25 protein-coding genes are annotated in these 22,337 nt (G+C 65.6%); 10 read left to right on the forward strand and 15 right to left on the reverse strand.

Translation table 11 applies throughout. The features are described 5' to 3' along the window. Positions 1–171: 171 nt before the first annotated feature. The 3 genes from N6H05_RS11005 to N6H05_RS11015 form a co-directional block, all read right to left on the reverse strand. A complete protein-coding gene (locus N6H05_RS11005) occupies positions 172–510 on the reverse strand; it encodes a hypothetical protein (RefSeq protein WP_284113878.1) in 339 nt (112 codons plus the stop codon). Next, complete coding sequence (locus tag N6H05_RS11010; protein WP_284113879.1) at positions 507–1,700, reverse strand: aromatic ring-hydroxylating oxygenase subunit alpha; 1,194 nt, start codon at positions 1,698–1,700, stop codon at positions 507–509. The genes N6H05_RS11005 and N6H05_RS11010 overlap by 4 nt, the downstream gene beginning before the upstream one ends. A 108-nt stretch (positions 1,701–1,808) precedes the next feature. Beyond that, positions 1,809–2,399: a TetR/AcrR family transcriptional regulator gene (locus N6H05_RS11015; protein ID WP_284113880.1), complete on the reverse strand. Its 591-nt coding sequence runs from the start codon at positions 2,397–2,399 to the stop codon at positions 1,809–1,811. A 99-nt stretch (positions 2,400–2,498) separates the two neighbouring features. Here N6H05_RS11015 and def point away from each other — a divergent pair, with 99 nt between their 5' ends. Then, on the forward strand, positions 2,499–3,029 hold the full coding sequence (gene def / locus N6H05_RS11020; RefSeq protein WP_004210855.1) for a peptide deformylase: 531 nt from the start codon (positions 2,499–2,501) through the stop codon (positions 3,027–3,029). Between the two features lie 112 nt (positions 3,030–3,141). Continuing rightward, positions 3,142–3,432: a DUF4214 domain-containing protein gene (locus tag N6H05_RS11025; protein WP_284113881.1), complete on the forward strand. Its 291-nt coding sequence runs from the start codon at positions 3,142–3,144 to the stop codon at positions 3,430–3,432. A 43-nt stretch (positions 3,433–3,475) separates the two neighbouring features. Here the strand turns inward: N6H05_RS11025 and phoB are convergent, their stop codons facing one another. From phoB to N6H05_RS11060, 7 genes are all read right to left on the reverse strand, one after another. Then, on the reverse strand, positions 3,476–4,174 hold the full coding sequence (phoB, locus tag N6H05_RS11030; protein ID WP_004210860.1) for a phosphate regulon transcriptional regulator PhoB: 699 nt from the start codon (positions 4,172–4,174) through the stop codon (positions 3,476–3,478). Between the two features lie 3 nt (positions 4,175–4,177). Further along, entirely contained in the window at positions 4,178–4,873 is a 696-nt protein-coding gene (phoU, locus tag N6H05_RS11035; RefSeq protein ID WP_004210862.1) for a phosphate signaling complex protein PhoU, read from the reverse strand. 108 nt (positions 4,874–4,981) lie between these two features. Then, a complete protein-coding gene (pstB, locus tag N6H05_RS11040; RefSeq protein ID WP_004210863.1) occupies positions 4,982–5,770 on the reverse strand; it encodes a phosphate ABC transporter ATP-binding protein PstB in 789 nt (262 codons plus the stop codon). Positions 5,771–5,778: 8 nt separating this feature from the next. Further along, positions 5,779–7,035: a phosphate ABC transporter permease PstA gene (gene pstA, locus N6H05_RS11045; RefSeq protein WP_284113883.1), complete on the reverse strand. Its 1,257-nt coding sequence runs from the start codon at positions 7,033–7,035 to the stop codon at positions 5,779–5,781. Beyond that, the gene (gene pstC / locus N6H05_RS11050) at positions 7,035–8,429 is read right to left on the reverse strand and encodes a phosphate ABC transporter permease subunit PstC (RefSeq protein WP_004210867.1); all 1,395 of its coding nucleotides are present in this window, start codon (positions 8,427–8,429) and stop codon (positions 7,035–7,037) included. Before pstC ends, pstA begins: the two co-directional genes overlap by 1 nt. Before the next feature lie 7 nt (positions 8,430–8,436). After that, positions 8,437–9,492, reverse strand: coding sequence for a substrate-binding domain-containing protein (locus N6H05_RS11055; protein ID WP_284113884.1), 1,056 nt, complete (start codon positions 9,490–9,492; stop codon positions 8,437–8,439). A gap of 143 nt (positions 9,493–9,635) precedes the next feature. Next, entirely contained in the window at positions 9,636–10,889 is a 1,254-nt protein-coding gene (locus N6H05_RS11060; protein ID WP_284113885.1) for an ATP-binding protein, read from the reverse strand. A 99-nt stretch (positions 10,890–10,988) separates the two neighbouring features. Between N6H05_RS11060 and N6H05_RS11065 the strand changes: the two genes are divergently transcribed. From N6H05_RS11065 to N6H05_RS11085, 5 genes are all read left to right on the forward strand, one after another. After that, positions 10,989–11,429, forward strand: coding sequence for a hypothetical protein (locus N6H05_RS11065; protein ID WP_284113886.1), 441 nt, complete (start codon positions 10,989–10,991; stop codon positions 11,427–11,429). Between the two features lie 97 nt (positions 11,430–11,526). After that, complete coding sequence (locus tag N6H05_RS11070) at positions 11,527–12,705, forward strand: glycosyltransferase (protein ID WP_284113887.1); 1,179 nt, start codon at positions 11,527–11,529, stop codon at positions 12,703–12,705. A gap of 66 nt (positions 12,706–12,771) precedes the next feature. After that, entirely contained in the window at positions 12,772–13,056 is a 285-nt protein-coding gene (locus N6H05_RS11075; protein WP_284113888.1) for an HPr-rel-A system PqqD family peptide chaperone, read from the forward strand. After that, complete coding sequence (locus N6H05_RS11080) at positions 13,053–13,916, forward strand: HprK-related kinase A (RefSeq protein WP_284113889.1); 864 nt, start codon at positions 13,053–13,055, stop codon at positions 13,914–13,916. The genes N6H05_RS11075 and N6H05_RS11080 overlap by 4 nt, the downstream gene beginning before the upstream one ends. Further along, positions 13,913–14,902, forward strand: a complete 990-nt coding sequence (locus tag N6H05_RS11085; protein ID WP_284113890.1) for a nucleotidyltransferase domain-containing protein — start codon at positions 13,913–13,915, stop codon at positions 14,900–14,902. The genes N6H05_RS11080 and N6H05_RS11085 overlap by 4 nt, the downstream gene beginning before the upstream one ends. A 1-nt stretch (position 14,903) precedes the next feature. Here N6H05_RS11085 and N6H05_RS11090 read toward each other — a convergent pair whose 3' ends face one another. Next, a complete protein-coding gene (locus N6H05_RS11090; RefSeq protein ID WP_284113891.1) occupies positions 14,904–15,497 on the reverse strand; it encodes a TetR/AcrR family transcriptional regulator in 594 nt (197 codons plus the stop codon). A 72-nt stretch (positions 15,498–15,569) separates the two neighbouring features. Between N6H05_RS11090 and bdcA the strand changes: the two genes are divergently transcribed. The 3 genes from bdcA to N6H05_RS11105 all read left to right on the forward strand — a co-directional run bounded on the left by bdcA (position 15,570) and on the right by N6H05_RS11105 (position 18,715). Beyond that, positions 15,570–16,283 carry an SDR family oxidoreductase gene (gene bdcA / locus N6H05_RS11095; RefSeq protein ID WP_037510644.1) on the forward strand — a complete coding sequence of 238 codons (714 nt, stop codon included), beginning with the start codon at positions 15,570–15,572 and terminating at the stop codon, positions 16,281–16,283. 98 nt (positions 16,284–16,381) lie between these two features. Then, positions 16,382–17,647: a chromate efflux transporter gene (chrA, locus tag N6H05_RS11100; RefSeq protein ID WP_284113892.1), complete on the forward strand. Its 1,266-nt coding sequence runs from the start codon at positions 16,382–16,384 to the stop codon at positions 17,645–17,647. 87 nt (positions 17,648–17,734) lie between these two features. Further along, on the forward strand, positions 17,735–18,715 hold the full coding sequence (locus tag N6H05_RS11105; RefSeq protein WP_284113893.1) for a phosphatase PAP2 family protein: 981 nt from the start codon (positions 17,735–17,737) through the stop codon (positions 18,713–18,715). 2 nt (positions 18,716–18,717) lie between these two features. Here the strand turns inward: N6H05_RS11105 and N6H05_RS11110 are convergent, their stop codons facing one another. The 4 genes from N6H05_RS11110 to N6H05_RS11125 all read right to left on the reverse strand — a co-directional run bounded on the left by N6H05_RS11110 (position 18,718) and on the right by N6H05_RS11125 (position 22,301). Continuing rightward, positions 18,718–20,097 (reverse strand): amidohydrolase, encoded by a 1,380-nt coding sequence (locus tag N6H05_RS11110; RefSeq protein ID WP_284113894.1) that lies wholly within the window; start codon positions 20,095–20,097, stop codon positions 18,718–18,720. A gap of 82 nt (positions 20,098–20,179) precedes the next feature. Further along, entirely contained in the window at positions 20,180–20,476 is a 297-nt protein-coding gene (locus N6H05_RS11115; protein WP_284113895.1) for a type II toxin-antitoxin system RelE/ParE family toxin, read from the reverse strand. Further along, the gene (locus tag N6H05_RS11120) at positions 20,473–20,718 is read right to left on the reverse strand and encodes a type II toxin-antitoxin system ParD family antitoxin (protein WP_037517932.1); all 246 of its coding nucleotides are present in this window, start codon (positions 20,716–20,718) and stop codon (positions 20,473–20,475) included. The genes N6H05_RS11115 and N6H05_RS11120 overlap by 4 nt, the downstream gene beginning before the upstream one ends. Positions 20,719–20,786: 68 nt before the next feature. Continuing rightward, positions 20,787–22,301: a S10 family peptidase gene (locus tag N6H05_RS11125; protein ID WP_284113896.1), complete on the reverse strand. Its 1,515-nt coding sequence runs from the start codon at positions 22,299–22,301 to the stop codon at positions 20,787–20,789. Positions 22,302–22,337 lie beyond the last annotated feature (36 nt).

Below are 22,337 nucleotides of genomic sequence, written 5' to 3' on the forward strand. Positions count from 1 at the left end.
GGGGGCCAGCACTCGGCTTCTACCTCGCCCCGTTGCCTTCTCCATCGTGGCACAGTGTCACGATGGCGTCCTACCGGCAGCCTGAAAGGATGATGCCGGACCATTCCCATCGGTGTCATGAGACCATATGCCCCAGATGTCTGTAATCGGCCGCGATCGGGCTTGCCTCTTTCAGGCGCCGGCCGGGCTGCGGGTGATGCGCATATGGTGGCGTTGACGGGCGTGGGCGGGTTCCTGGTCGCCCAATATCTCTTCGGTCAGCGAAACATGGGCAAGGGTCAGCATCATGTCCATCAGCCGCTGCTCGGCCGGCGGCAGGGCGTCGATCGGGGAGCGGTCGAGATGGGTGAGGGCGGCGTCGAGCAGGGGCGCGGCCGCCGCGAAGAAGGCGGCGCGGTCGGCCGGGTCGGCATCGCCGCGCCGGGCGGCACGGGCGATCGATCCGTCGATCGCCCAGCGATCGGCAAAGGGGGCGAGTGCCTCGAAACCAGTGGGAAGGAGCGTGGTCATGCCATTGCCTCCGCCCGCGAGACGGGCGGGGGCGTAGCGCTGGCCCGTTCTGCTCTATAGGCCTGCACCCGTTCGTCGACGGCGTTGAAGAGGTGGCGGCAAAGCGCCTCCTGCGCCTGGAAATGGATATGTTTGAGCGCGCCGCTGTTGAGGCCGCGCTGCCCCGCCTCGATCACGTCGCGATCCTCGGCATGGATATCGCGGGCGCTGGCCATCGCATATTCGCGGGCATAGCGGCGGCTGGCGCAGTCATCCTTCCCCTTCCAGTAGAGGCGGATGACCCCGCGCGAGCGGCGGGCGTCGATCGGCCAGACGGTGTGGGAGAAGGGCTGGGCCGGCGATCCGAGGATGAAGAAATTGGGAAAGAGCGCGAGATAGTCCCGGCTGTGCGGGCCGGCGGTGCCGTCGGCCATGGCGAAGCGGGCGGCGCGGCCGAAGGATTGCGCCTGCACCGGCTTGGGCGCGGGATCGGGATTGGTCCAGATCGTCTGGGTGCGGTGGGGGCCATGAAAGCCCATCTTCACCGGATAGCCGAACGGATTATCCTCGCCCACCGCCGGTGCCCCGGAGCGGGGATGGATGAAGCGGAGATGGTAATTTTCCTGGAAATTGTCGTAGGTCAGCTTCCAGTTGGCGTCGATCTCATAGACATATTCGGAGAAGGTGGTGGCCTGCGCCGCGGGGAAGCCGTCGAGCATGGTCGCATAGGGGCCAAGATCGTCGCGCAGGCCTTTGTCCGGCGTGCCGAGATGGACGAAGATCAGCCCGCCGCAGATGTCGAGCGCGACGCGGGGCAGGGCGCAGTCGGCCTTGTCGACGAAGAAACGATCGAAATCGGGGGCGGCGAGCAGCGCCCCATCGGTGCCGAACGACCAGCGATGATAGGGGCAGGAGAAGGTGCCGCACCTGCCGCTTTCCTCCTCGACCAACTGGGTACCGCGATGGGTGCAGACATTGTGGAAGGCGCGAATCTCGCCATCGCGGCCGCGCACGATCAGCAGCGACACATTGAGTGCCTCGATCTCGCGGCGGATGAAGCTGCCGCTGTCGGGCAGTTCGCAGACATGGCCGAGTTGAAGCCAGGAGCGGCGGAACACCGCTTCCCGTTCCAGGTCGAACCAGGCCGGATCATGATAGGGGGCGGCGGGGATCGGCGCGGTGCCGAGCCAGGCCAGACTGTCGTCGCTCATGCCCTGAAAGCCGGGCCGTTCGCCGTGCATCATCGCTCTCCGCTGTCTGTCTTTTCGACAGCATGAGCGGGTCAATCTGAATTTGCAACACTATTGTTGTAAATTGTATCAGTCGTCGGCGATACCGTCCCGGCGCAACACCCGCTGCTGTTCCTGGCGGAAGCGGGCGATGGTGGCTTCGGTGTCGAGATCGGGGGCGACGCGATGGCGAAAGACGCGCGGGCCGATCAGCGCGCTGGTGAGCAGCATCACGCAATAGACTTCAGCGTCGATCGGTTCGTCGGGGAAGGCGACGGCAAGGCTGGTGCCGATGCCCGATACCAGGGCGTCCCAATGCGGATAGCTGGCGCGGATGTCGCCGGGCGCGATGAAATCCTCGATCCACAGGGACATGATGGCGGGATTGTCGAGCACGAAGCGGGTGACATAATCGATCCGCGCCTGGCGCGGCAGTTCCGGGCGGAAGGCGGCGACGATCTGCTGCGAGGACCAGAGTTTCACCGCCGCGACCAGGGCGTCACGATCGGTGAAATGATAATAGATGGTGGTGCGGTTGACCCCGGCGGCGCGGGCGAGGGCGGACAGGGACAGCGCATCGATGCCGCGATCGGCGATCAGCCCGACCGCCAGCTCGATCAGCATCTGGTGGGTATCCTCGAAGGATTTGTAGCGGCGCTGCTGTGCGGTTTCGTCGGTCACGCCCCTTCGCCTAGACCCCGCCGGGCGGGGCGGCAAGCGGCGCGTGGGGCGGCGCCCGTGTCGCTTGAAATTTTCCCCCGTTCCGCCTATGTTTTGGCCATGGCCATTCTTCCGATCCTTGAGGCGCCCGATCCGCGCCTGCGTACCATCTCGACTCCCGTAGAGGCGATCGACGACGATCTGCAGCGTCTGATCGACGACATGTTCGAAACCATGTATGACGCGCCGGGCATCGGCCTGGCCGCGATCCAGGTGGGCGTGCCCAAGCGCATCCTGGTGATGGATTTGCAGGAACCGGAATCGGATGAGGAAGGCGCGCCGCCGGTCAAGAAGCCGATGGTGTTCATCAATCCGGAAATCCTGAAGGAATCGGACGAGCAGTCGGTCTATAACGAAGGCTGCCTGTCGGTGCCCGACCAGTTTGCCGAGGTGGAGCGCCCGGCGGTGATCCGCGCCAGCTGGATGGACCGCGACGGCCGCATCCATGAAGAACAGCTGGAAGGGCTGCTCGCCACCTGTCTGCAGCATGAGATGGACCATCTCGAAGGCGTGCTGTTCATCGACCATCTGTCGCGCCTGAAGCGCGACATGCTGCTCAAGAAGCTGAACAAGGCCCGCCGCGCGGCCTGAGTCTGATGGCGATCGGCATAGGCTTCTCCTGAGGGAGGAAGTCTATGCCGAGTCGCTCGTCAAAGAAGAAGCCGTCTGCCCTGTTGCTGCCTGAACGTCGCTTGACCAGATCATGGAAGCTGACGGCGACATTTTCGTGCGCTGGGCCTACATAACGATGCTTGGCCGGCCGGCCGATGCGGAAGGGCTGGCCTTCTATCTCCGCAGGATGACCGAAGGGAAAAGCAAGGTCAGCGTCCTGAAGCAATTGAGCCGCTCGGCAGAAGGTCGGAGGCATGGTGTGCGTCTGGCCGGTCTCGATGGCGCAATTCGACGCGCTATGCTGGCGCGCGCGCCGATTATCGGCCTGGTTTTTCAGCGTATGCAACGCAATGGCATGAACCAGGCTTCTCAGGCGAGATAGAGCCGCGGCAGCCTGATCTGGTGATCACACTGCCGCGCGCCTTTCAGTTCAAGCCGTCGGTGTCCAGCGCATAGCCGGCCGAGCGGACGGTGCGGATGATATCGTGGCGACCGTCGACATTGATCGCCTTGCGCAGGCGACGGATATGGACGTCGACGGTGCGCAGTTCGATGTCGCTGTCCTGGCCCCAGACGCTGTCGAGCAGACGTTCGCGCGAGAAGACCCAGCCGGGATGCTCCAGGAAATGCTTCAGGAGGCGGAATTCGGTGGGGCCGAGCGGGATGACCTGGCCGCCACGGCGAACCTTGTGGCCGACCGTGTCCATCTCGACATCGGCGAAGGTCAACGTCTCGCCGGCCAGGGCCGGGCGAACGCGGCGCAGCACTGCGCCGACGCGGGCGACCAGCTCGCGGGGCGAGAAGGGCTTGGTGACATAGTCGTCGGCGCCGGTTTCCAGGCCGCGGACGCGATCCTCTTCCTCGCCGCGCGCGGTCAGCATGATGATCGGCACATTGGCGGTGCCGTTCATGCGGCGCAGGCGACGGCAGACCTCGATCCCCGACAGGCTTTCGACCATCCAGTCGAGCAGCACGATGTCGGGCGTGTTTTCCTGCGCCATCAGCAGCGCTTCTTCGCCGTCAACGGTATGGGCGACCTCGAAATCCTCACGCTTGAAATGCCAGATGAGCAGTTCGGCGAGCGCCGCGTCATCCTCCACCAACAGCATCTTCGCCCGCGCCATGCCTCAATTCTCCTGCTGCTGGGTGCCGCCGCGTTCGCGTTCGGGCAGGGTCTGGCCCGTTGCGGCATAATAGACCATCTCCGCGACATTGGTCGCATGGTCGCCGATGCGTTCGATATTCTTGGCGATGAACAGCAGGTGCGCGCACTCGCTGATCGTCTTGGGATTTTCGACCATATAGGTCACCAGCGTGCGGAATACGCTGTCGTAGAAATCGTCGACCACCTGGTCGCGCTCCACCACCGCCAGCGCCAGTTCGGCGTCGCGCGCGGCGAAGGCGTTGAGCACGTCATGCACCATCTCGGCCGCGACCTGGCCCATCGAGGGCAGCAGCGACACCGGTTCCAGCTTATGCTGATTGGCGGCGATCAGCGGCACGCGCTTGGCGATATTCTTGGCATAGTCGCCGATCCGTTCGACCACGCTGACGATCTTCAGTGCGGCGATCACGTCGCGCAGATCGTTGGCCATCGGCGCGCGCAGGGCGATGATCTGCACCACCAGCTTTTCGACTTCCGCTTCCAGCGCGTCGATGCGCTTGTCGTCGGCGACGACTTCGGCGGCGAGACGCTGGTCCTGACGCTGGAGCGCCAGCATCGCATTCTCGATCGCCGCTTCGGCGCGACCGCCCATTTCGGCGATCAGGCCACGCAGCCGGTCGATTTCCTCGTCAAATGCCTTGATCGTATGTTCAGCCATGTTTCTTCTCTCCGCAGGCATCGATCCTGCAGGGATCGATGCCGGAATCTCAAGTGACGCGCTTTCCAAGCCGCCAGATGCAAGCATCTGGCTCGAAAGCGCGCGGGCTTAGCCGTAGCGCCCGGTGATATAGTCCTTGGTCCGCTCCTGGCGCGGGTTGGTGAAGATGTCGCTCGTCACGCCATATTCGACCAGTTCGCCCAGGTGGAAGAAGGCGGTGCGCTGCGACACGCGCGCGGCCTGCTGCATGTTGTGGGTGACGATGACGATGCCATAGCGGCCGCGCAGTTCGTGGATCAGTTCCTCGATCTTGGCGGTGGCGATCGGGTCGAGCGCCGAACAGGGTTCGTCCATCAGGATGACTTCGGGTTCGACCGCGATGGCGCGGCCGATGCACAGACGCTGCTGCTGACCACCTGACAGGGCGGTGCCGCTGTCGTTGAGGCGATCCTTGACCTCGTCCCACAGGCCGGCGCGACGCAGCGACTTTTCGACGATCACGTCCATGTCCGCCTTGCCCGCGGCGAGGCCGTGGATGCGGGGGCCATAGGCGATATTTTCATAGATCGACTTGGGGAAGGGATTGGGCTTCTGGAACACCATGCCGACCCGCGCGCGCAGCTGCACCACGTCCATCGAGGGGGCGTAGATATCTTCGCCGTCGAGCGTGATCGTGCCTTCGACCCGCGCCGAGGCGACGGTGTCGTTCATGCGGTTGAGGGTTCGCAGGAAGGTCGACTTGCCGCAGCCCGACGGGCCGATGAAGGCGGTGACATGGTCCATGTCGACATCGATCGACACGCCCTTGATGGCCTGTTTCTCGCCATAGAAGACCTTGACGTCACGGGCCGTCATCTTCGGATTGGCCACGGCCAGGCTTTGCTGTTCTTCGGTCATGGGTGTGATTACCACCGTTTTTCAAACTTGTTGCGCAGGTAGATGGCGAGGCCGTTCATAGCGAGCAGGAAGACCAGCAGGACGATGATGGCGGCCGAGGTCTTTTCGACAAAGCCCTTGGAGACTTCGTCGGACCAGAGGAAAATCTGCACCGGCAGCACGGTGGCCGGATCGACAATGCCGCCGGGCGGCGTGGCGATGAAGGCACGCATGCCGATCATCAGCAGCGGTGCGGTTTCGCCGAGCGCGCGGGCCATGCCGATGATCGTGCCGGTGAGGATGCCGGGCAGGGCCAGCGGCAGCACATGCTGGAACACGACCTGGACCGGCGAGGCGCCGATGCCGAGCGCGGCGTCGCGGATGCTGGGCGGCACCGACTTGATCGCGTTGCGGCCGGCGATGACGATGACCGGCATGGTCATCAGCGCCAGGGTCATGCCGCCGACCAGCGCGGCCGAACGGGGCAGGTGCAGAAGATTGAGGAAGATCGACAGGCCGAGCAGGCCGAAGATGATCGAGGGCACTGCCGCCAGATTGTTGATCGACACTTCGATGATGTCGGTCCACCAGCTCTTGCGGGCATATTCCTCCAGATAGAGCGCCGTGGCGACGCCGATCGGGAAGCTGAGCACCAGCGTCACCAACATGGTCAGCAGCGACCCCTTGAACGCGCCCCAGATGCCGACCTGTGTCGGATCGGTGCCGTCGCTGGCGGTCAGGAAGCCCCAGTTGATGCCGGTCGAAATGCTGCCTTCGCTACGCAGCCAACCATAATTGGCTTCCATCTCGGGCGTGCCCTTGCTCTTGGCGGCAAGATCGAGCGCGGTGGACGCTGGAATATGGATCGTTTCGATGCGACCCAGAATCTTGGGATCGGCCTTGATCGCGTCACGGATGCTGGTCCAGGCGCTGGGCGAGATCATCGCGTCGGCATCCTTGCCCAATGCCTTCTGCGCGACGGTGCTGGTCACCATCGGCAGATTGGCGTTGGCCAGCGCTTCATCGGTGATGTTGGCCGGATCGAGCAGCAGCGGCGAGGCCGGGAAATCGACCTTGAGGGCGATTTCCGTGCGGGTGAAGCCGCGCATGCCATTGCCGACCATGGTGAAGAGCAGGAAGGCGAGGAAGGCGGCGCTGAGCAGCACGGCGGCCATGCCGGCGGCCTTGAAGCGGCGCTCGGCGGCATAGCGCCGGGCAATGCGCTTGCGCATGGCGTCCGACTTCCAGTCGGTGGGGAGGCGCTCCGAAGAGTTGGCAGCACTCATTATTCGTAAGCCTCGCGATATTTCTTCACGACCCGCAGGGCCACGATGTTGAGCAGCAGGGTGACGATGAACAGGACCAGACCGAGCGCGAAGGCGGCAAGCGTCTTGGCGCTGTCAAACTCCTGGTCGCCGGTCAGCAACTGGACGATCTGGGTCGTCACCGTGGTCACGCTGGCAAAGGGGTTGAGGGTGAGGTTGGCAGCCAGACCGGCGGCCATCACCACGATCATCGTCTCGCCGATGGCGCGGCTGACGGCGAGCAGCACGCCGCCGACGACGCCGGGCAGGGCGGCCGGGATCAGCACGCGGCTGATCGTCTCGCTGGTGGTGGCGCCCATCGCCAGGCTGCCGTCGCGCATAGACTGCGGCACGGCGGCGATGCTGTCATCGGCCATGGAGGAGACGAACGGGATGATCATCACGCCCATGACGAGGCCGGCGGCCAGCGCGCTTTCCGAAGAGGCGCCATGGATGCCGATCATCACCGCAAAGTCGCGCAGGGCCGGCGCAATGGTGAGCGCGGCGAAATAGCCATAGACGACCGTGGGCACACCCGCGAGCATCTCCAGCGTGGGCTTCATCCACTTGCGCACCGTCGGGCTGGCATATTGGGTGAGGTAGATGGCGCTCATCAGTCCGAGCGGGATGGCGACGATCATGGCGATGATCGCGCCGATGAAGATCGTGCCCCAGAAGAGCGGTACCGCGCCGAACGCATCCTCATTGCCATAGCCCATGGCGGCGGATTGCGGGCTCCATTTGGTGCCGAACAGGAAATCGATCGGGTTCACCATGGAGAAGAAGCGGAAGCTTTCCCACAAGAGCGAGGCGACGATGCCGAGCGTGGTGATGATCGCGATCAGCGAGGCGATCAGCAGCGTTGCCATGACCAGTCGCTCGACCCGCGTGCGGGCACGGAAGTCCGGACGGACGCGGGTGAAGGCATAGGCGCCGCCGGCAAAGGCGAGCACCAGCGCCAGCACCGCGCCGGCAATGCCATAATGGCTGAGCGCGGTGCGATAGGGTTCGACCAGCGCGTTGGCGGCCGGGTTGAAGGCGCCGGCCTGCGCGCCGGTGGCGATCGCCCGAGCCTCGCCGAGGATGGCGGAGCGCGAGAAGCCGTCCATCGGCAGGCTCTGCGCCGCCGGGTCGGCCAGGACCGACTGGGTGACGAGGCCGGGCGAGACATTGGCCCAGACCGCCAGGAAGATGCCGGCGGGGATCAGCGTCCACAGCGCGACATACCAGCCATGATAGCCGGGCAGGCTGTGTACCGCGTCGCGGCGACCGCTGGCGCGCGCCACGCCGGCAAGGCGTAGCGCACGGGCGCGGGCGCTGACCCAGGCGATCGCGCCCAGGCCCGCCAGCAGCAGGAGGATTGCAGGACCGGTCATGATGCCCTTACTTCAGCTGCGAACCGTCGAGGACAGTCAGCGACTTGACGACTTCGGCGCTCTTCTTGCGCACGTCTTCCGGCGCCGCGACCATGCCGCGCTTGGTCAGCGCGCCGTCGGGGTTCCAGTTGGCGGCGAAGGTGTCGAGGAAGCCCTGCAGGCCACGGATCGCCTGCATATGCGCCTTCTTCACATAGATGTAGAGCGGGCGGGCGCCGGGATATTGGCCGGTCGAAACGGTCTCGTAGCTGGCTTCGATGCCGTTGATCGGCACATCCTTCAGCGTGTCCTTATTCTCTTCCAGGAAGCTGTAGCCAAAGACGCCGACGGCGTTCGGGTTGGCGCCCAGCTTCTGGACGATCAGATTGTCATTCTCGCCCGAGTCCACATATTTGCCGTCCTCGCGGATGCGGGTGCAGGTGGCCTTGAACTCGTCCTCGCTCTTCTTCTTGAGTTCTTCCATTGCCGGGTCGGTCTCGCAACCCTTGGTCAGGATCAGTTCGGCGAGCGAATCGCGGGTGCCGCTGGTCGAGGGCGGGCCGAATACCGAGATGGCGATCGCGGGCAGGCTCGGGTCGACATCCTTCCAGGTCTGGGCCTTGTTCGGGCCCTTGCCATAGGGATTGGCGGCCAGCGCCTCATAGACGATCTTGGGGGTGAGCTTCAGGCCGGGGCCTTGCTTCGATTCGGCGAAGGCGAGGCCGTCGACGCCGACCTGGATCTCGACGATGTCCTTCACGCCATTGCTCTGGCACTGTTCGAACTCGGCCTTCTTCATGCGGCGCGAGGCATCGGCAATGTCGGGATGCTGGGCGCCGACGCCGGCGCAGAACAGCTTCATGCCACCGCCGGTGCCGGTCGATTCGATGATCGGCGACTTCATGCCGGGATTGCCCTGCACGAACAGTTCGGCGACCGCGGTGGCGAAGGGATAGACGGTGGAGGAGCCGACCGCGCGGATCTGGTCACGGGTCGCGCTGGCGCCGCCGCCCGACTGGTCGCCGCAGCCGGCAAGCGAAAGAGCGGCCACAGCGGTCGCGGCGAAAAGGGCGAATTGCTTCACGGAAACCTCCAACTAACAGGCCGCGATTCGCAATGTCGCGCCCCTCAAGGAGGCGCCTAGCCGCGGACCATCGCGCCTTTGTGACAGTCAGATTGCATTTTCATGACATAGGACCCGGATTGCGTCCCCGGAGTGAAATTTTCTTACGCCTTGGCGCGGGGGACGGCCCCATCCACGGAGGCGCCGGGCAGCAAGATGCTGACATTGGTGCCCTTTCCAAGAACGCTGGAAATATCCAGCCGGCCACGATGTCGTTCGACAATATGTTTGACGATGGCCAGGCCCAGGCCGGTGCCGCCCATCGCCCGGCTGCGTCCCGAATCGACGCGATAGAAGCGTTCGGTCAGGCGGGGGAGGTGATCGGGACCGATGCCCTCGCCCTCGTCCGCGACCGACAGGCGTACCATGCCGCTTGGCCCTTCACCCAGGGTGACATGGATCGGCGTACCGGGGCGGCCATATTTGACCGAATTGCCGACGAGATTGTGGATGAGCTGCGACAGCTGGGCGCGGTCGCCCTGGATCGCGGGCAGACCGGGGGTGATCTCCATTTCCACCTCGCGGCCGCGATCGCCATTGCTGGTGCGGAACACGCCGACCACTTCGGCGGTCAGTTCCGACAGGTCGACCGCGGCTTCGGGCAGGCGATATTTCTCCGCCTCGATCCGGCTCAATGAGATGAGATCATCGATCAGCCGCTGCATCCGGCGCGCTTCGCCGTCCATGATCTTGAGGAAGCGCTTGCGGGTTTCGATGTCCTTGCCCAGTTCCGGGTCGGCCAGCGTCTCGATGAAGCCCAATATGCCGGCCAGCGGGGTGCGCAGTTCATGGCTGGCATTGGCGACGAAATCGACGCGCATCCGCTCGGCCGCATAGGTGCCGCTATGGTCGACCAGATGGACGAGGCGGCGCATGTCGCCGACTGCGCCCACCGAAGCGATGCGCATCTGCCAGCGCTGTTCGCGGGTGCCCAGGCCCACCAGTTCGATCATGACCGGTTCGGCCAGTGGTGCAACGCTGGCCAGCCGTTCGGCGGCGGCGGGGTGGCGGATGGCGATGCGCGCATCCTCCCCCTCGATATGGCTGCCGAGCAGGCGTTTGGCGGCCTGGTTGGCATGGACGATCCGGCCCCGCTCGACCAGCATCAGCGGATCGGAAATGGCTTCCAGCAGGCCGGGAAAATCGGGATGGGCGAACAGGTCGGGCGCATCGAGCGCGATCGTCGGCATGTCGCGGCCGACGGGCACGCCCTCCGCCGTGATGACCAGCACGATCAGGCCCGCCAGCACCGGCAGGGCGATGGCGAGCGGCGATCCGCCGAGAATCAGGGCACCGCCCGTGCCGAGTAAAAGCACGGCCAGCGAGGCCGTAATCTGAGAAATAGTCAGTCGATTCATGGTTACCGTGCTGGATTTTGCGCGCATTTGCTGCGATGGCTAGAGAGAATAGCGCCCATTATTTACGCTTTGGCAAGCGCGATAGCGGAACATTGTGACATGAGCGAGCTGATCCCCGGACAGGAAAGCGTGGAGCCTGAAAAGGCGACGAACGATGCCGTCGTGCCCGATCTGGCGGTTCCTTCGCGGCGCCAGTTGCTGATGGGCGGGGCTGTCGCGGCGTCGGCGATCGTGTCGATCAGGCCGGCGCTGGCGAATACGGCCGCTTCGGTCCTCAACTGCACCATTCCCGTGCCTGATCCGTCGCGTTCGGGCAATTATATCGCGCCCAACGGCCAGATGGTGCCGGCCGGCACCCCCGGCGCCTTTCCCGCGACGGGGCGCAATTATACCGGTGAGCAGGTCAAGCAGGCGCTGCGTGGACGGCCGCTGCCCGGCACCAGCTATGAACAGAATCAGGCCTATCTGAACTATATTCGTCGGTTGCAGTCGGGACAGAGCGGCTTCACCTGTTTCGCATCGCTGCAAATGCCACGCTAAGCCCCAAAGCTGCGTCGAACTGAAAGAACCGATTACGGGTCGCCCGCGTTGACGGCGTCGAAGCATCGACAGTTCCGTCGAGCGCAAGGGCGACACCATGTTCCATGCACGCCAGGTGGCGGCACATTCTCCATTCGCGGTCGTCTATCTCTATCGCCCCGGTGACGGGGGGCTGGACCGGGTCGCGATCCAGCTTGCCAATCATCTCCATCGGCGCGGCCTGCGGGTCGAATTGTGGCTGGCGCATCTGGACGGGCCGCTGGCCGGGATGATCGACCCGGCCCTGACGGTTCGCCGTGTCTGTGCGCCGCGCTGGGTTCGGCGGCTGTCGATGATCGCGCAATTCCTGCCGCTGGCCGCGATGGTGCGGCGCCATCGGCCCGATGTCGTCTATTCGGCCGGCAACCAGAGCAACATGCTGGTCGCGGCTGCAACGGTGGGCACGCAGACCCGTGCGGTCGGCCGCATTTCCAACCCGATCGTCCGGCCGGGGCAGCAGGGCCTGTCCGCGTGGGCGCGCAAGACCCGGTTTCGCGCGATTGCCAGGGCTTGCAGCATGACCATCGTCATGGGCGAGACCGATCGGCAGTTGCTGGCGGAGGAAGGGCCGCTTGGCGGTCGCGACGTTCGGCTGATGCCGCGTCCCACCGTCACCCGGCTGATGGAGCAGGCCTGCAACGATCGCGGTGTCGTCTGTTGCCCGCAGCGCCCGGCACAATTGCTGATGGTCGGGCGGCTGGCGCCGCAGAAGGACCAGGCGACCGCGCTCGCCGCGCTGGCGCAATTGCGGGATCGCGATTGGCGGCTGCGCATCGTCGGGCAGGGGCCGCTGCGCGCGCAGCTGGAGGCGCAATGCGTGCGGCTGGGCCTGTCGGACCAGGTCGAGTTTCTGGGCTTCGTCGATTGCCCGCACCGCATGGCCAGCCTGTTTGCCGAGGCGGACCTGCTGTTGCAGCCGTCCTGCTGGGAAGGATTGGCCGGCACGATGATCGAGGCGCTGGGCTGTGGCGCGGGCGTGGTGGCGACCGATTGCACCCGCAATATCCATCCGCTGCTGGCTGCCGCCGGCCAGCATCCGCCGGTGCCGGTCGGCCATGTCGATGGCTTTGCCCGCGCGATCGAATGGGCGCTGGCCCATCCGGCTCCGCCCGAGCAGCTGGCGCAGGCAGTGCGCGAACATGGGCTCGACCGGGCGCTCGACACCTATATGCGCGCGCTGATGACGGTCGGCGCGCGGGAGCTTCCGGTCGGCGTTGCGCTGCAGGCCTTTCCCTGATGCGTTAGGCACTTGGCTACCCTTTTGGCTTTAGGGCAAGAGGGGAACCATGGAGGTGCCGGACGCGTGGTCAGGGAAGAAGTTTATCGTCGCGAAGGGGCGGAGGCGATCATCGTCCGGCCGCTGGATGATATCGTCCTGCTCTATCATCGCCCGTCGTGCCAGACCCATATGGTGATCAGCCCGGTGCCCGAGATATTGGACGCCATGGCCGACGGCCTGCCGGTGAGCGCGACGATGCTGCGCGATCGGCTGGCCCTGCTCTACGATCTGGGCGAGGGCGATGTGGTGGGCGAGATTGGCCAGCATCTCGCCTATCTCGACCGGATCGGGCTGGTGCGCCAGGCATGAGGCACAGCCTGACCCTGCGCATCGGCCCGGCGACCTTTCGCATCGGTTCTGCCTGGGCGCAGCCGATCGACCAGTTGAAGCGCCTCTATGCCGATTACCCCGATGTCGATGGCGCGATCGCCGATTTTACCGTGCGATTGCAGCCGACCAGCGCTGTCCGGCGCTGGGTGCGGCCGTCCATCTTCATCACCGGCGACCATGGCCTGGCCGACGCGGCGCCGATGAGCCTGGCCCATGGGCTGCTGGCAGCGGAAATGGGGATGAACCTGCAGATGGCGCTGGGCTGGCGCCGACATCTGCTGCTCCACGCGTCGAGCGTCGAGAAGGACGGGCGGGTGCTGGTGATGACCGGCGAGTCCGGATCGGGCAAGTCGACGCTGGCGGCGCAACTGGGCGAGCGCGGCTGGCGGCTGATGGGGGATGAGTTTGCGCTGCTGGATCTCGACAGCGGGACGATATTGCCCTTTCCCCGGCTGGTGTCGCTCAAGAACAAGGCGATCGAGGTGATCGCGGGCGAGGTGCCGGCGGCGCGCATGGGGCCGCTGCTGGGTGCGACGGCCAAGGGCGACATTCGCCATATGGTGCCGCGCGCCGATGCCGTGGCGCGGATGGGCGAGGGCGGGATGCCGGCGCTGCTGCTGTTCCCCCGCTTCGGTTCGGGACCGGCGGAGCGGCCGGTGGGGCAGGGCGAGGTGTTCATGCGCCTGACCCAGGCATCGACCAATTATGTGGCGCTGGGCGAACCGGCCTTTGCTGCGCTGACGCGCTTCGTGGCGCAGGTGCCGGCGCGGGCGATCGACTTCCCCTCGGGCGAGGCGGCGATCGCCATGGTCGACCGGCTGTGGAGCGAAATCGCATGAGCGCGATGCTGCTGGTCGCGGCCTTGCGCGATCCGGCAACGGTGGCGGGGCTGGATGCGGCCGGCTGGAACAGCCTGATCGCGATGGCGCGGGCGGAGCGGCTGATCGGCACGCTCGCCTTCCGGCTGGAGGGGCGGGCCGTGCCCGACGCGGTGCGGCCGATCCTGACGGATGCCAAGGCCGATGCGGCGCGCGAGGCGCGGCAGGCGATATGGGAGGCGGACCGGGCGCGCGCGGCGCTGGCGCCGATCGGCCTGCCGGTGATCCTGCTCAAAGGCACGGCCTATGCGGCGGCTGGCCTGCCGGCGGGGCAGGGGCGCTTCATCGGCGATCTCGACATATTGGTGCCGCGCGACCGGATCGACGCGGCGGCCGATGCGCTGATCGCGGCCGGCTGGGAATGGGTCAAGGAAGACCCCTATGACGATGCCTATTATCGGCAGTGGATGCATGAGCTGCCGCCGATGATCCACGCCGAGCGGGACCGGATGATCGACGTGCACCATACCGTGCTGCCGCTGACCGCGCGGCCGACGCCGGATGCGGCCGCGATGATGGCGGATGCGGTTTTGATAACCGATGGATTATATATGCTGTGCGCGGAGGATCGTGTCTGTCATGCGGTGGCCCATCTGCTGGCGGACGGCGATTTGCAGGGCGGCCTGCGCAACCTGTGGGATATTCACACACTGCTGGCCGATGTCGATCCCCAGGCGTTAGAAGCGCGGGCGGCGCGGCACGGGATACTTCCCCATGTGCGGCAGGCGCAGCGGCTGGCGGCGGCGATCTATGGCGCGGGCGGGCGGCTGACCCTGTGGGACCGGCTGGTGCGGGCGCGGTTGCTGGCGCGCAATGGTTGGGGGCAGGAGACGCGCAAAGCACTGGTCTTCGCCTTCTTCGTGCGGTCCCATTGGCTGCGCATGCCGCCGCTGATGCTGGCGCGCCATCTGCTCACCAAATGGCGCAAGGGACATCGGCCGCAATAGGTCAGGGTTTGGCCAGAACTGTGTCCAGCGCGAGGCCAGCCATGTCGGCGATGGCGAGCAGTCGCTCGACCGCCTTGCCGTCGCGGGCATCGGACGACAGGCCGGACATGACCGCCACCATATAATCGGCGACCGGCAGCGCCTGCTCGGGATGGTCGGGGGCCAGATAGTCCCGGACCCGATCGACGCTCCTGTCCTTCCAGCAGCGCGCCTGTGCGGCGGCCGTCATGTCCGCGCCGCGTGCGGCCTCCAGCACCATGCAGCCCGGCGCGGCCGGATTGGCGGCATAGATGCGCGCGGCGGTGCGCAGCAATTCGGTAAGTGCGGCGGCCGGCGGCGTGCCGGGCACAAGGATATCGTCCACCGGCAGGGCATCGCGGGCGTAGCGCGCCAGCACCCGGTCGAACAGGGCCGCCTTGTCACCGAAAGCGGCATAGAGGCTGGGCGGATTGATCCCCATCGCCTGCGCCAGCGCGGCGACGCCGACACCATCATAGCCATGTTGATGAAACAGCGCCTGCGCCGCAGAAAGGGCGGCGTCCTCGTCGAAGGAACGCGGGCGGCCCCGGCTCTTGGTTTTTTCTTTAATGGTCATTACAAAAATCCTTGACGGGCGCGATCGATGATTTATATAGCGACCATTACAAATTTAGCAAGGAATTGTCCCATGACCGATTTCACTGCCAAGAAAGTCCTCGTCCTCGGCGGCAGCCGGGGTATCGGTGCCGCGATCGTGCGGCGTTTCGCCGGTGACGGCGCGGATGTCGCCTTCACCTATGCTGGGTCGCAGGATGCCGCCACCGCGCTTGCCGCCGATGTCGGCGCGCGTGCCATCCGCTCCGACGCCGCCGATCGCCAGGCGGTGATCGACGTGGTGGCGGGCGAGGGCGCGCTCGATGTGCTGGTCGTCAATGCCGGCACGCTGGTGCTGGGCGACCCGCTGACGCTGGACGCCGATGCGGTCGACCGGATGATCGATATCAATGTCCGTGCGCCCTATCATGCGGCGGTCGAGGCGGCGCGGCAGATGAACGATGGCGGACGGATCATCGTCATCGGTTCGGTCAATGGCGATCGCATGCCGTTCGAGGGTGGCGCGGCCTATGCGCTGACCAAGTCGGCGCTGCAGGGCATGGCCCGTGGCCTGGCCCGCGACTTCGGCGCGCGCGGCATCACCGTCAACATCATCCAGCCCGGTCCGACCAATACCGACATGAACCCGGCCGATGGCCCGATGAGCGCCACCATGCACGGCTTCATGGCGATCAAGCGCCATGCCACGGGCGAGGAAATCGCCGGGCTGGCCGCCTATCTGGCGGGGCCGGAGGCGGGCATCATCACCGGCGCCATGCACACGATCGACGGCGGCTTCGGCGCCTGATCGGGAGTTCAGGATGGGGCGGCTGAACGGCCGCTCCATCCTGTTGCGCGATCTCTTTTCTTCGCGGCGCGCGATGCTATGATGAGCGCCAACGGGCCATGCGGGCGCCCGTTCAGGCGATGATCGTCCAAGTTCCGCTCCATGCGCCGCGCCTGCGGCAGGAGCCGATGACGATGACGACACTGGATGATGGTCCGCCGCCGATCCGCCTTTTCCCGCTATTCCTCAAATTCCTGCGCTTTGGCTGCCTGGCCTTTGGCGGCCCGGTCGCGCAGATCGCGATGTTGCGCCAGACCCTGGTCGAGGAGGAACGCTGGCTGTCCGGGCCGCGCTTCAACCGCTTGCTGGCGGTAATGCAGATATTGCCCGGCCCCGAAGCCCATGAACTATGCGTCCATATGGGGATGATGGCGCGCGGGCGGATCGGCGGGCTGCTGGCGGGGCTGGGCTTCATGCTGCCCGGTCTGCTGCTGATGCTGGTCACCGCCTGGCTCTATCGCGACTGGATTGCCGGTGCGGGCTGGGCGCTGCCGGTGCTGTTCGGCATTCAGCTGGTGGTGCTGGCGATCATCGCGCGCGCGGTGCAGCGGATCGGCGGCCATGTGCTGGAGGACCGCCTGCTCTGGGCGCTGGCGATCGGCGCCTTTGCCGCGACTTTGCTGGGCACGCCCTTCTGGATTCCGCTGCTGGCGGCGGGGCTGGTCTATGGCTTTCGGGCGCGGCCCATATTGATCGGCATTGTGCTGCTCGTTGCGGCGGCGCTGGCGTGGGCGCTGCATCAAGGGGCGGTGACGGTCGCGCCGACCCCGGTGGTCAGGGCGGCGGCGCGGCCCGACATGCTGCTGTTGTTCATCGCCGGGCTGAAGGGCGGACTGCTGACCTTTGGCGGCGCCTATACCGCCATTCCCTATGTGCGCGGCGATACGGTCGGGCGCGGCTGGCTGTCGGATGGGCTGTTCCTCGACGGGGTGGCGCTGGCCGGGATATTGCCGGCGCCGCTGGTGATCTTCGCGACCTTTGCCGGCTATATGGCCGGCGGCCTGGGCGGCGCGCTGGCGATCACGGCGGGCATGTTCCTGCCGGCCTTCGCCTTCTCCCTGATCTTCTATGAGCGGCTGGAGGCGCTGGTCGAAAATCCGGCGCTTCACCATCTGCTGGCAGGGGTGGCGGCGGCCGTGGTCGGGGTGATCGCGGCGACGCTGGTGCAACTGGGCTGGGCGGCGGCGATGCGGGCGGACCGGCTCTGGGCCGCCGGCCTGATCCTGCTGCTCGGCGCGCTCTGTGCCTGGCGGATCAAGGGACGGTGGAGCATGGCGGCGATCATCGCGCTGGGCGGTGGCGCGGGCTGGCTGTTGCGCCCCTGACAGGGGGGCCATGCAACGGTTCATCGCAGCTTAAGCACGGGAGGCGGAAGGGCGGCCTTTCCGCCTTTCTTCCCGGACATATGCGTGATGCCGTCGATCGAAACCTCCTGGCCCCTGGCTGAGCCTGTTGCCGCGCAGACGGCGCGCCAGATCCCGGTCATCACACGCCCGCTGGCGATCCGGCGGCATTTTCTGGCGGCGCTGGGTGTGAGCATGCTGCTGCTCGCCCTGCTGCTGGACATGGCTGACCTGCGCATCGACTTCTGGCAGCCGAGCAGCATCGCCTATGGCGTGGCGGCGGCGCTGTTGCTGGTGTTGCGCTTTGGCCTGCCGCGCAGCGGCTGGCGCCATGCCGGGACGGTGGCGCCATTTGCCACCTATGTCGGCCTGTTCACGCTGATCTCGGTCATGGGCGCGGCGGCCAGCTATCCCGTCGCGGCGCTGACGCATGGCTATGCCGACGCCGCGTTGCAGCGCATTGACGAAGCGCTGGGGTTCGACTGGCTCCATTGGTATCGGCTGACGGCATCGCACCGGACACTCCAATTCCTGGAAACGGCGGCCTATCGCAGTATCTATGTGACGCCGGCCCTGCTGCTATGGTGCATGGCGCGGGCGGGCGAACAGGAACGGGCCTGGCGCTTCATCGCCACCTTCTGGCTGGCGGCGGTCATCACCCTGATCCTGTTCAGCCTGATGCCGGCGGTCGGGCCATTCTCCTATCTGTGGCACGAACCGATCCGCTACATGCCCGAAAGCGAGCTGTGGCAGCAGGGGTTGATCCCGGCGCTGCGGACGCATGCGGTCCATGCCATCGACCTGGGCCAATTGCGCGGCATCGTGTCGGCGCCCAGCTTCCATACCGCGGCGGCGGTGCTGTATATCGCGGCGGGATGGCGGATCGCGGCGCTGCGCTGGCCGATCGTCGCGCTGAACGCGGCGATGCTGCTGTCCACGCCGGTGGAGGGCACCCATTATCTGATCGACATGATCCTGGGGCTGGGCGTGGCGCTGACCGCGCTGGCGCTGATGGACATCCATCGGCGCCGCTGCGCGGTCAGCGTATAAGCTCAATCCTTCTTCAGGATATCCATGGCGAGGACGGTCATCGCTTCGCTGGCGGTGGCGATCACCTTGTCGGCCTCCGGCGCCCAGAACGGGCTGTGCAGCGAGGGCAGGGCGATCTGGCCGGCCTCGGCCGCTGCCATCTTGTCCGCCGGCACGCCGCCGACCCAGAAGATGAAGCTGTTGATCGACTTGTCGGCGCGGTAGAAGCGGCCGAAATCCTCGCCGCCCATCACCGCCGGGGTCTTGACCACGCGGCCCTCGGCGAAATGGCCCTTGAGCAGCGCGCCCATCTGTTCGGCAAATTCGGGCGGGTTGTAGGTCGACGGCGTGAACTCGTCCTTGACGCTGACGACCGGCATCTTGTCGTCGGGCACGCCCGCCGCAATCGCCTCGCCACGGGCGATCCGCTCGATCCCCTTGATCAGCTTGGCGCGGGTCTCGTCCGAATAGCTGCGCACGGTCAACAGCAGCAGCGCCTGATCGGGAATGATATTGTGCTTGGCTCCGGCCTGGAAGCTGCCGACGGTGACGACGGCGGGATCCTGCGGATCCTGTTCGCGGCTGACCAGGGTCTGCAGCGAGGTGACGATGCGCGAACCCAGCACGATCGGGTCGCGGGTCGTCTGCGGATAGGCGCCATGGCCGCCCAGCCCCTTCACCACGATATCGACGCTGTCGACATTGGCGAGGGCATAGCCCGGCGTATAGCCGACGATGCCGGCCTGGAGATTGGCGGCGTCATGGAAGGCGATGGCATGGGTCGGGCGCGGGAAGCGGGTGTAGAGCCCATCCTCCAGCATATCGCGGGCGCCCTTGCCCACTTCCTCGGCCGGCTGGAGGATCATCACCAGCGTGCCCTTCCACTTGTCCTTCTGGCTGGACAGCAGCTTGGCGGTCTCGATGAAGGCGGTCATGTGGGTGTCATGGCCGCAGGCATGCATCACGCCGGTCTCGACCCCCTCGGGCGTCTTGGTGCGCACCTTTGACGCGAAGTCGAGGCCGGTCTGCTCGACCACGGGCAGGCCATCCATGTCGGCGCGGATGAGGAGGACGGGGCCGGAGCCATTCTTCATAACCGCGACGACGCCGGTGCCGCCTACCTTTTCGGTCACGTCGAACTTCATCGCTTTCAGGCGCTTGGCCAGCTTGGCGGCGGTGTTCACCTCCTGCAGCGAAAGTTCGGGATTGGCGTGCAGGTCGCGATAGAGGGTCATCAGCCCCTCCATGTCCCTAGCGATCAGGCCGGGCAGTTCGCTCTGCGGCGTGGGGGTGGGCTGGACCATGGACGGCTGGGCCGGCGGGGGCGCGGCGACCGGAGTTTGGGCGGCGGCGATGGACGAAAAGCTGACAGCGGCCAGAAAGGCCGTGAGCGCGTGGCGCATATGATTGAATCTCCCTTGCTGGGCAGGAGCATAAGGGGATTTTACGGGCGTTAAAGGGGATTGTTACGGCTTTGCGCGGAACTTAGTCCGGGTCGAGCAGGGGGAGGTAATCGCTGGCACCATGACGGACATGCAGCACAATGACGCGATCAGGTTCGATCCGATAGAAGATCAGATAGCGGCCATGGACGCGCCGCCTTATGCCCAGATCGGCATAGCGTTCGACCAAAGGAAAGGCCTCCGGGAATGAAGCGAGGCCAAGGCATTTGTCGCGCAGTTCGCGCAGGAAAGTCAGGGCGCGGAGCGGATTATCCCGTGCGATATGATCGGCGATCGCCACCAGGTCATATTCCGCCTCCGCGGACAGTTCGACCTTCATGGAACGGCGCGATATTTCGCCTCAAGGCGATCAAACACCGAAGCGGCGTCGCTGGTGCGGCCGGCATCCGCATCGGCCAGTCCCCGGCCGATAGAGGCATCCAGCGCGGCGAGCTTCGTCTCGCGCTCTTGGATTAAGCGCACGCCTTCGCGCAACACCTCGCTCTTGCTGTTGTAGCGGCCGGTTTCGACCAAGCCGGCCACGAAGGCTTCCAGTTGCTTGCCCAGATCCGCGCTAATCATCCGATATCCTTTCGGAGTGGCAATCTAGGCGCTTTATCAACTGTTATCAATCGTGGCCGGCGCCATGGTCAGCGCGCGTTGATGAACGCCCTTATGTCCGCGCTCAGCTTGCGCAGGTCGTCGGGGCGGACATACATCATGTGGCCGGCATCATAATAATGATACTGGATCCGCGCGGGGTCGAAGCCGGTGCGGCTCATCGCATATTCGGCACCGAAGAAGGGCGTGGCAAAATCATACCAGCCCTGGCCGACGAACACCTTGAGCCCGCTATTCTCTCGCAAGGCCTTGCTGAGATAGGGGGCGACGCTGGCGTAAACTTCGCTGTCGCGACCGCGCTGGCCCTGCAGCTTCCAGTCCCAGCCGCTGACCCCGCCGATCGTCACATATTGACGCTCGGTCTTGTACTTCAGCTCGTCGCGGGCGTAGCTGTTCATCGCGGCGGTATAGGCGCCGTCGATCGCGTAGAAGCTGGGATCATTGTCCGGCTCTTCGCCGGCCGCATCATAATCCTTGCCGGTGTAGCGGGTGTCGAGGCGGCCGATGGAGACACCCCGATCGCGCAGCAATTCCTTGTAGAAACGGCCGGGCGAAATGCGCAGTTCGGCATGGTCGACAAAGGCTTCCGACAGGCCAGTGAGGCGGGACAGTTCGGTGCGGATGCTCGCGCGTTCCTGGTCCGACAACTGATTGCCCTTCAGCAGCGCGGCGGCATAGGGACCGATCGCGAAGGCGCGCGCCTGCTGCGCAGCCTCGGCCACGGTCGCGGGCGGATTGCCCATCTTCTTGTGATACCAGGCGGTCGTCGCCATCGAGGGGAGGTTGAGGATATAGGGCATTTCATTGCCCTGCACCTCGGCCGAGGCACCGAAGTCGAGGATCGACGAGATCAGGATGATGCCGTTGACCGAGACGTCGTTGTAGCTGCCCTCCAACTCGTTGATGAGGGCGACCGAACGGGTGGTGCCGTAGCTTTCGCCGCCGATATATTTGGGCGAGGACCAGCGGCCATTTTCGCCGAGCCACAGGCGGATATAGTCGGCGATCGACTTGGCGTCGGCGGAGACGCCCCAATAATCCTTGGGATCCTTCTTGCCGATGGCGTGGGAGAAGCCGGTGCCGACCGGATCGATGAAGACGAGGTCGGTGACGTCGAGCAGCGATTCCGCATTGTCGACCAGCGGATAGGGCGGCGCGCCGTCATCCTGCGCATCGGGCAGGACCACGCGCTTGGGACCGAAGGCGCCCATGTGCAGCCAGAGCGAGCCCGAGCCGGGGCCGCCATTATAGAGGAAGGTGATCGGCCGGGTCTTGTCGCCGCCATCCTTGACATAGGAGGTTGCGTAGATCGCCGCGAGCGGCTTGCCGTCCTTGTCCTTGATGTAGGTTTCGCCGGTGGTCGCGGTGTAGCTGATCGCCTTGCCGCCGAACACGCCCTTATGATGGGTGACCGAGACATTGGGGGCGGGCACGCCAGCTTCGGCGGCCGGCGCTTCGTCCTTCTTCCTGCCTTCGTCCTGGGCCTGGACGGCCAAGGGCATGATGGCCAGCGCGAGCGCGGCCAGCGAAATCGTCAAACGCATTAAGGATGCTCCCCTTTCTTTTGTAGCGGCTGCGCT

Source organism: Sphingobium sp. WTD-1 (assembly GCF_030128825.1).
GTDB lineage: Bacteria > Pseudomonadota > Alphaproteobacteria > Sphingomonadales > Sphingomonadaceae > Sphingobium.

Coding starts and splice junctions, on each gene's coding strand:
- N6H05_RS11005 (WP_284113878.1), bottom strand. CDS start 510: ATGACCACGCTCCTTCCCACTGGTTTCGAGGCACTCGCCCCCTTTGCC.
- N6H05_RS11010 (WP_284113879.1), bottom strand. CDS start 1,700: ATGAGCGACGACAGTCTGGCCTGGCTCGGCACCGCGCCGATCCCCGCC.
- def (WP_004210855.1), top strand. CDS start 2,499: ATGGCCATTCTTCCGATCCTTGAGGCGCCCGATCCGCGCCTGCGTACC.
- N6H05_RS11025 (WP_284113881.1), top strand. CDS start 3,142: ATGGAAGCTGACGGCGACATTTTCGTGCGCTGGGCCTACATAACGATG.
- phoB (WP_004210860.1), bottom strand. CDS start 4,174: ATGGCGCGGGCGAAGATGCTGTTGGTGGAGGATGACGCGGCGCTCGCC.
- phoU (WP_004210862.1), bottom strand. CDS start 4,873: ATGGCTGAACATACGATCAAGGCATTTGACGAGGAAATCGACCGGCTG.
- pstB (WP_004210863.1), bottom strand. CDS start 5,770: ATGACCGAAGAACAGCAAAGCCTGGCCGTGGCCAATCCGAAGATGACG.
- pstA (WP_284113883.1), bottom strand. CDS start 7,035: ATGAGTGCTGCCAACTCTTCGGAGCGCCTCCCCACCGACTGGAAGTCG.
- pstC (WP_004210867.1), bottom strand. CDS start 8,429: ATGACCGGTCCTGCAATCCTCCTGCTGCTGGCGGGCCTGGGCGCGATC.
- N6H05_RS11060 (WP_284113885.1), bottom strand. CDS start 10,889: ATGAATCGACTGACTATTTCTCAGATTACGGCCTCGCTGGCCGTGCTT.
- N6H05_RS11065 (WP_284113886.1), top strand. CDS start 10,989: ATGAGCGAGCTGATCCCCGGACAGGAAAGCGTGGAGCCTGAAAAGGCG.
- N6H05_RS11070 (WP_284113887.1), top strand. CDS start 11,527: ATGTTCCATGCACGCCAGGTGGCGGCACATTCTCCATTCGCGGTCGTC.
- N6H05_RS11080 (WP_284113889.1), top strand. CDS start 13,053: ATGAGGCACAGCCTGACCCTGCGCATCGGCCCGGCGACCTTTCGCATC.
- N6H05_RS11085 (WP_284113890.1), top strand. CDS start 13,913: ATGAGCGCGATGCTGCTGGTCGCGGCCTTGCGCGATCCGGCAACGGTG.
- N6H05_RS11090 (WP_284113891.1), bottom strand. CDS start 15,497: ATGACCATTAAAGAAAAAACCAAGAGCCGGGGCCGCCCGCGTTCCTTC.
- bdcA (WP_037510644.1), top strand. CDS start 15,570: ATGACCGATTTCACTGCCAAGAAAGTCCTCGTCCTCGGCGGCAGCCGG.
- chrA (WP_284113892.1), top strand. CDS start 16,382: ATGCGGGCGCCCGTTCAGGCGATGATCGTCCAAGTTCCGCTCCATGCG.
- N6H05_RS11105 (WP_284113893.1), top strand. CDS start 17,735: ATGCCGTCGATCGAAACCTCCTGGCCCCTGGCTGAGCCTGTTGCCGCG.
- N6H05_RS11110 (WP_284113894.1), bottom strand. CDS start 20,097: ATGCGCCACGCGCTCACGGCCTTTCTGGCCGCTGTCAGCTTTTCGTCC.
- N6H05_RS11115 (WP_284113895.1), bottom strand. CDS start 20,476: ATGAAGGTCGAACTGTCCGCGGAGGCGGAATATGACCTGGTGGCGATC.
- N6H05_RS11120 (WP_037517932.1), bottom strand. CDS start 20,718: ATGATTAGCGCGGATCTGGGCAAGCAACTGGAAGCCTTCGTGGCCGGC.
- N6H05_RS11125 (WP_284113896.1), bottom strand. CDS start 22,301: ATGCGTTTGACGATTTCGCTGGCCGCGCTCGCGCTGGCCATCATGCCC.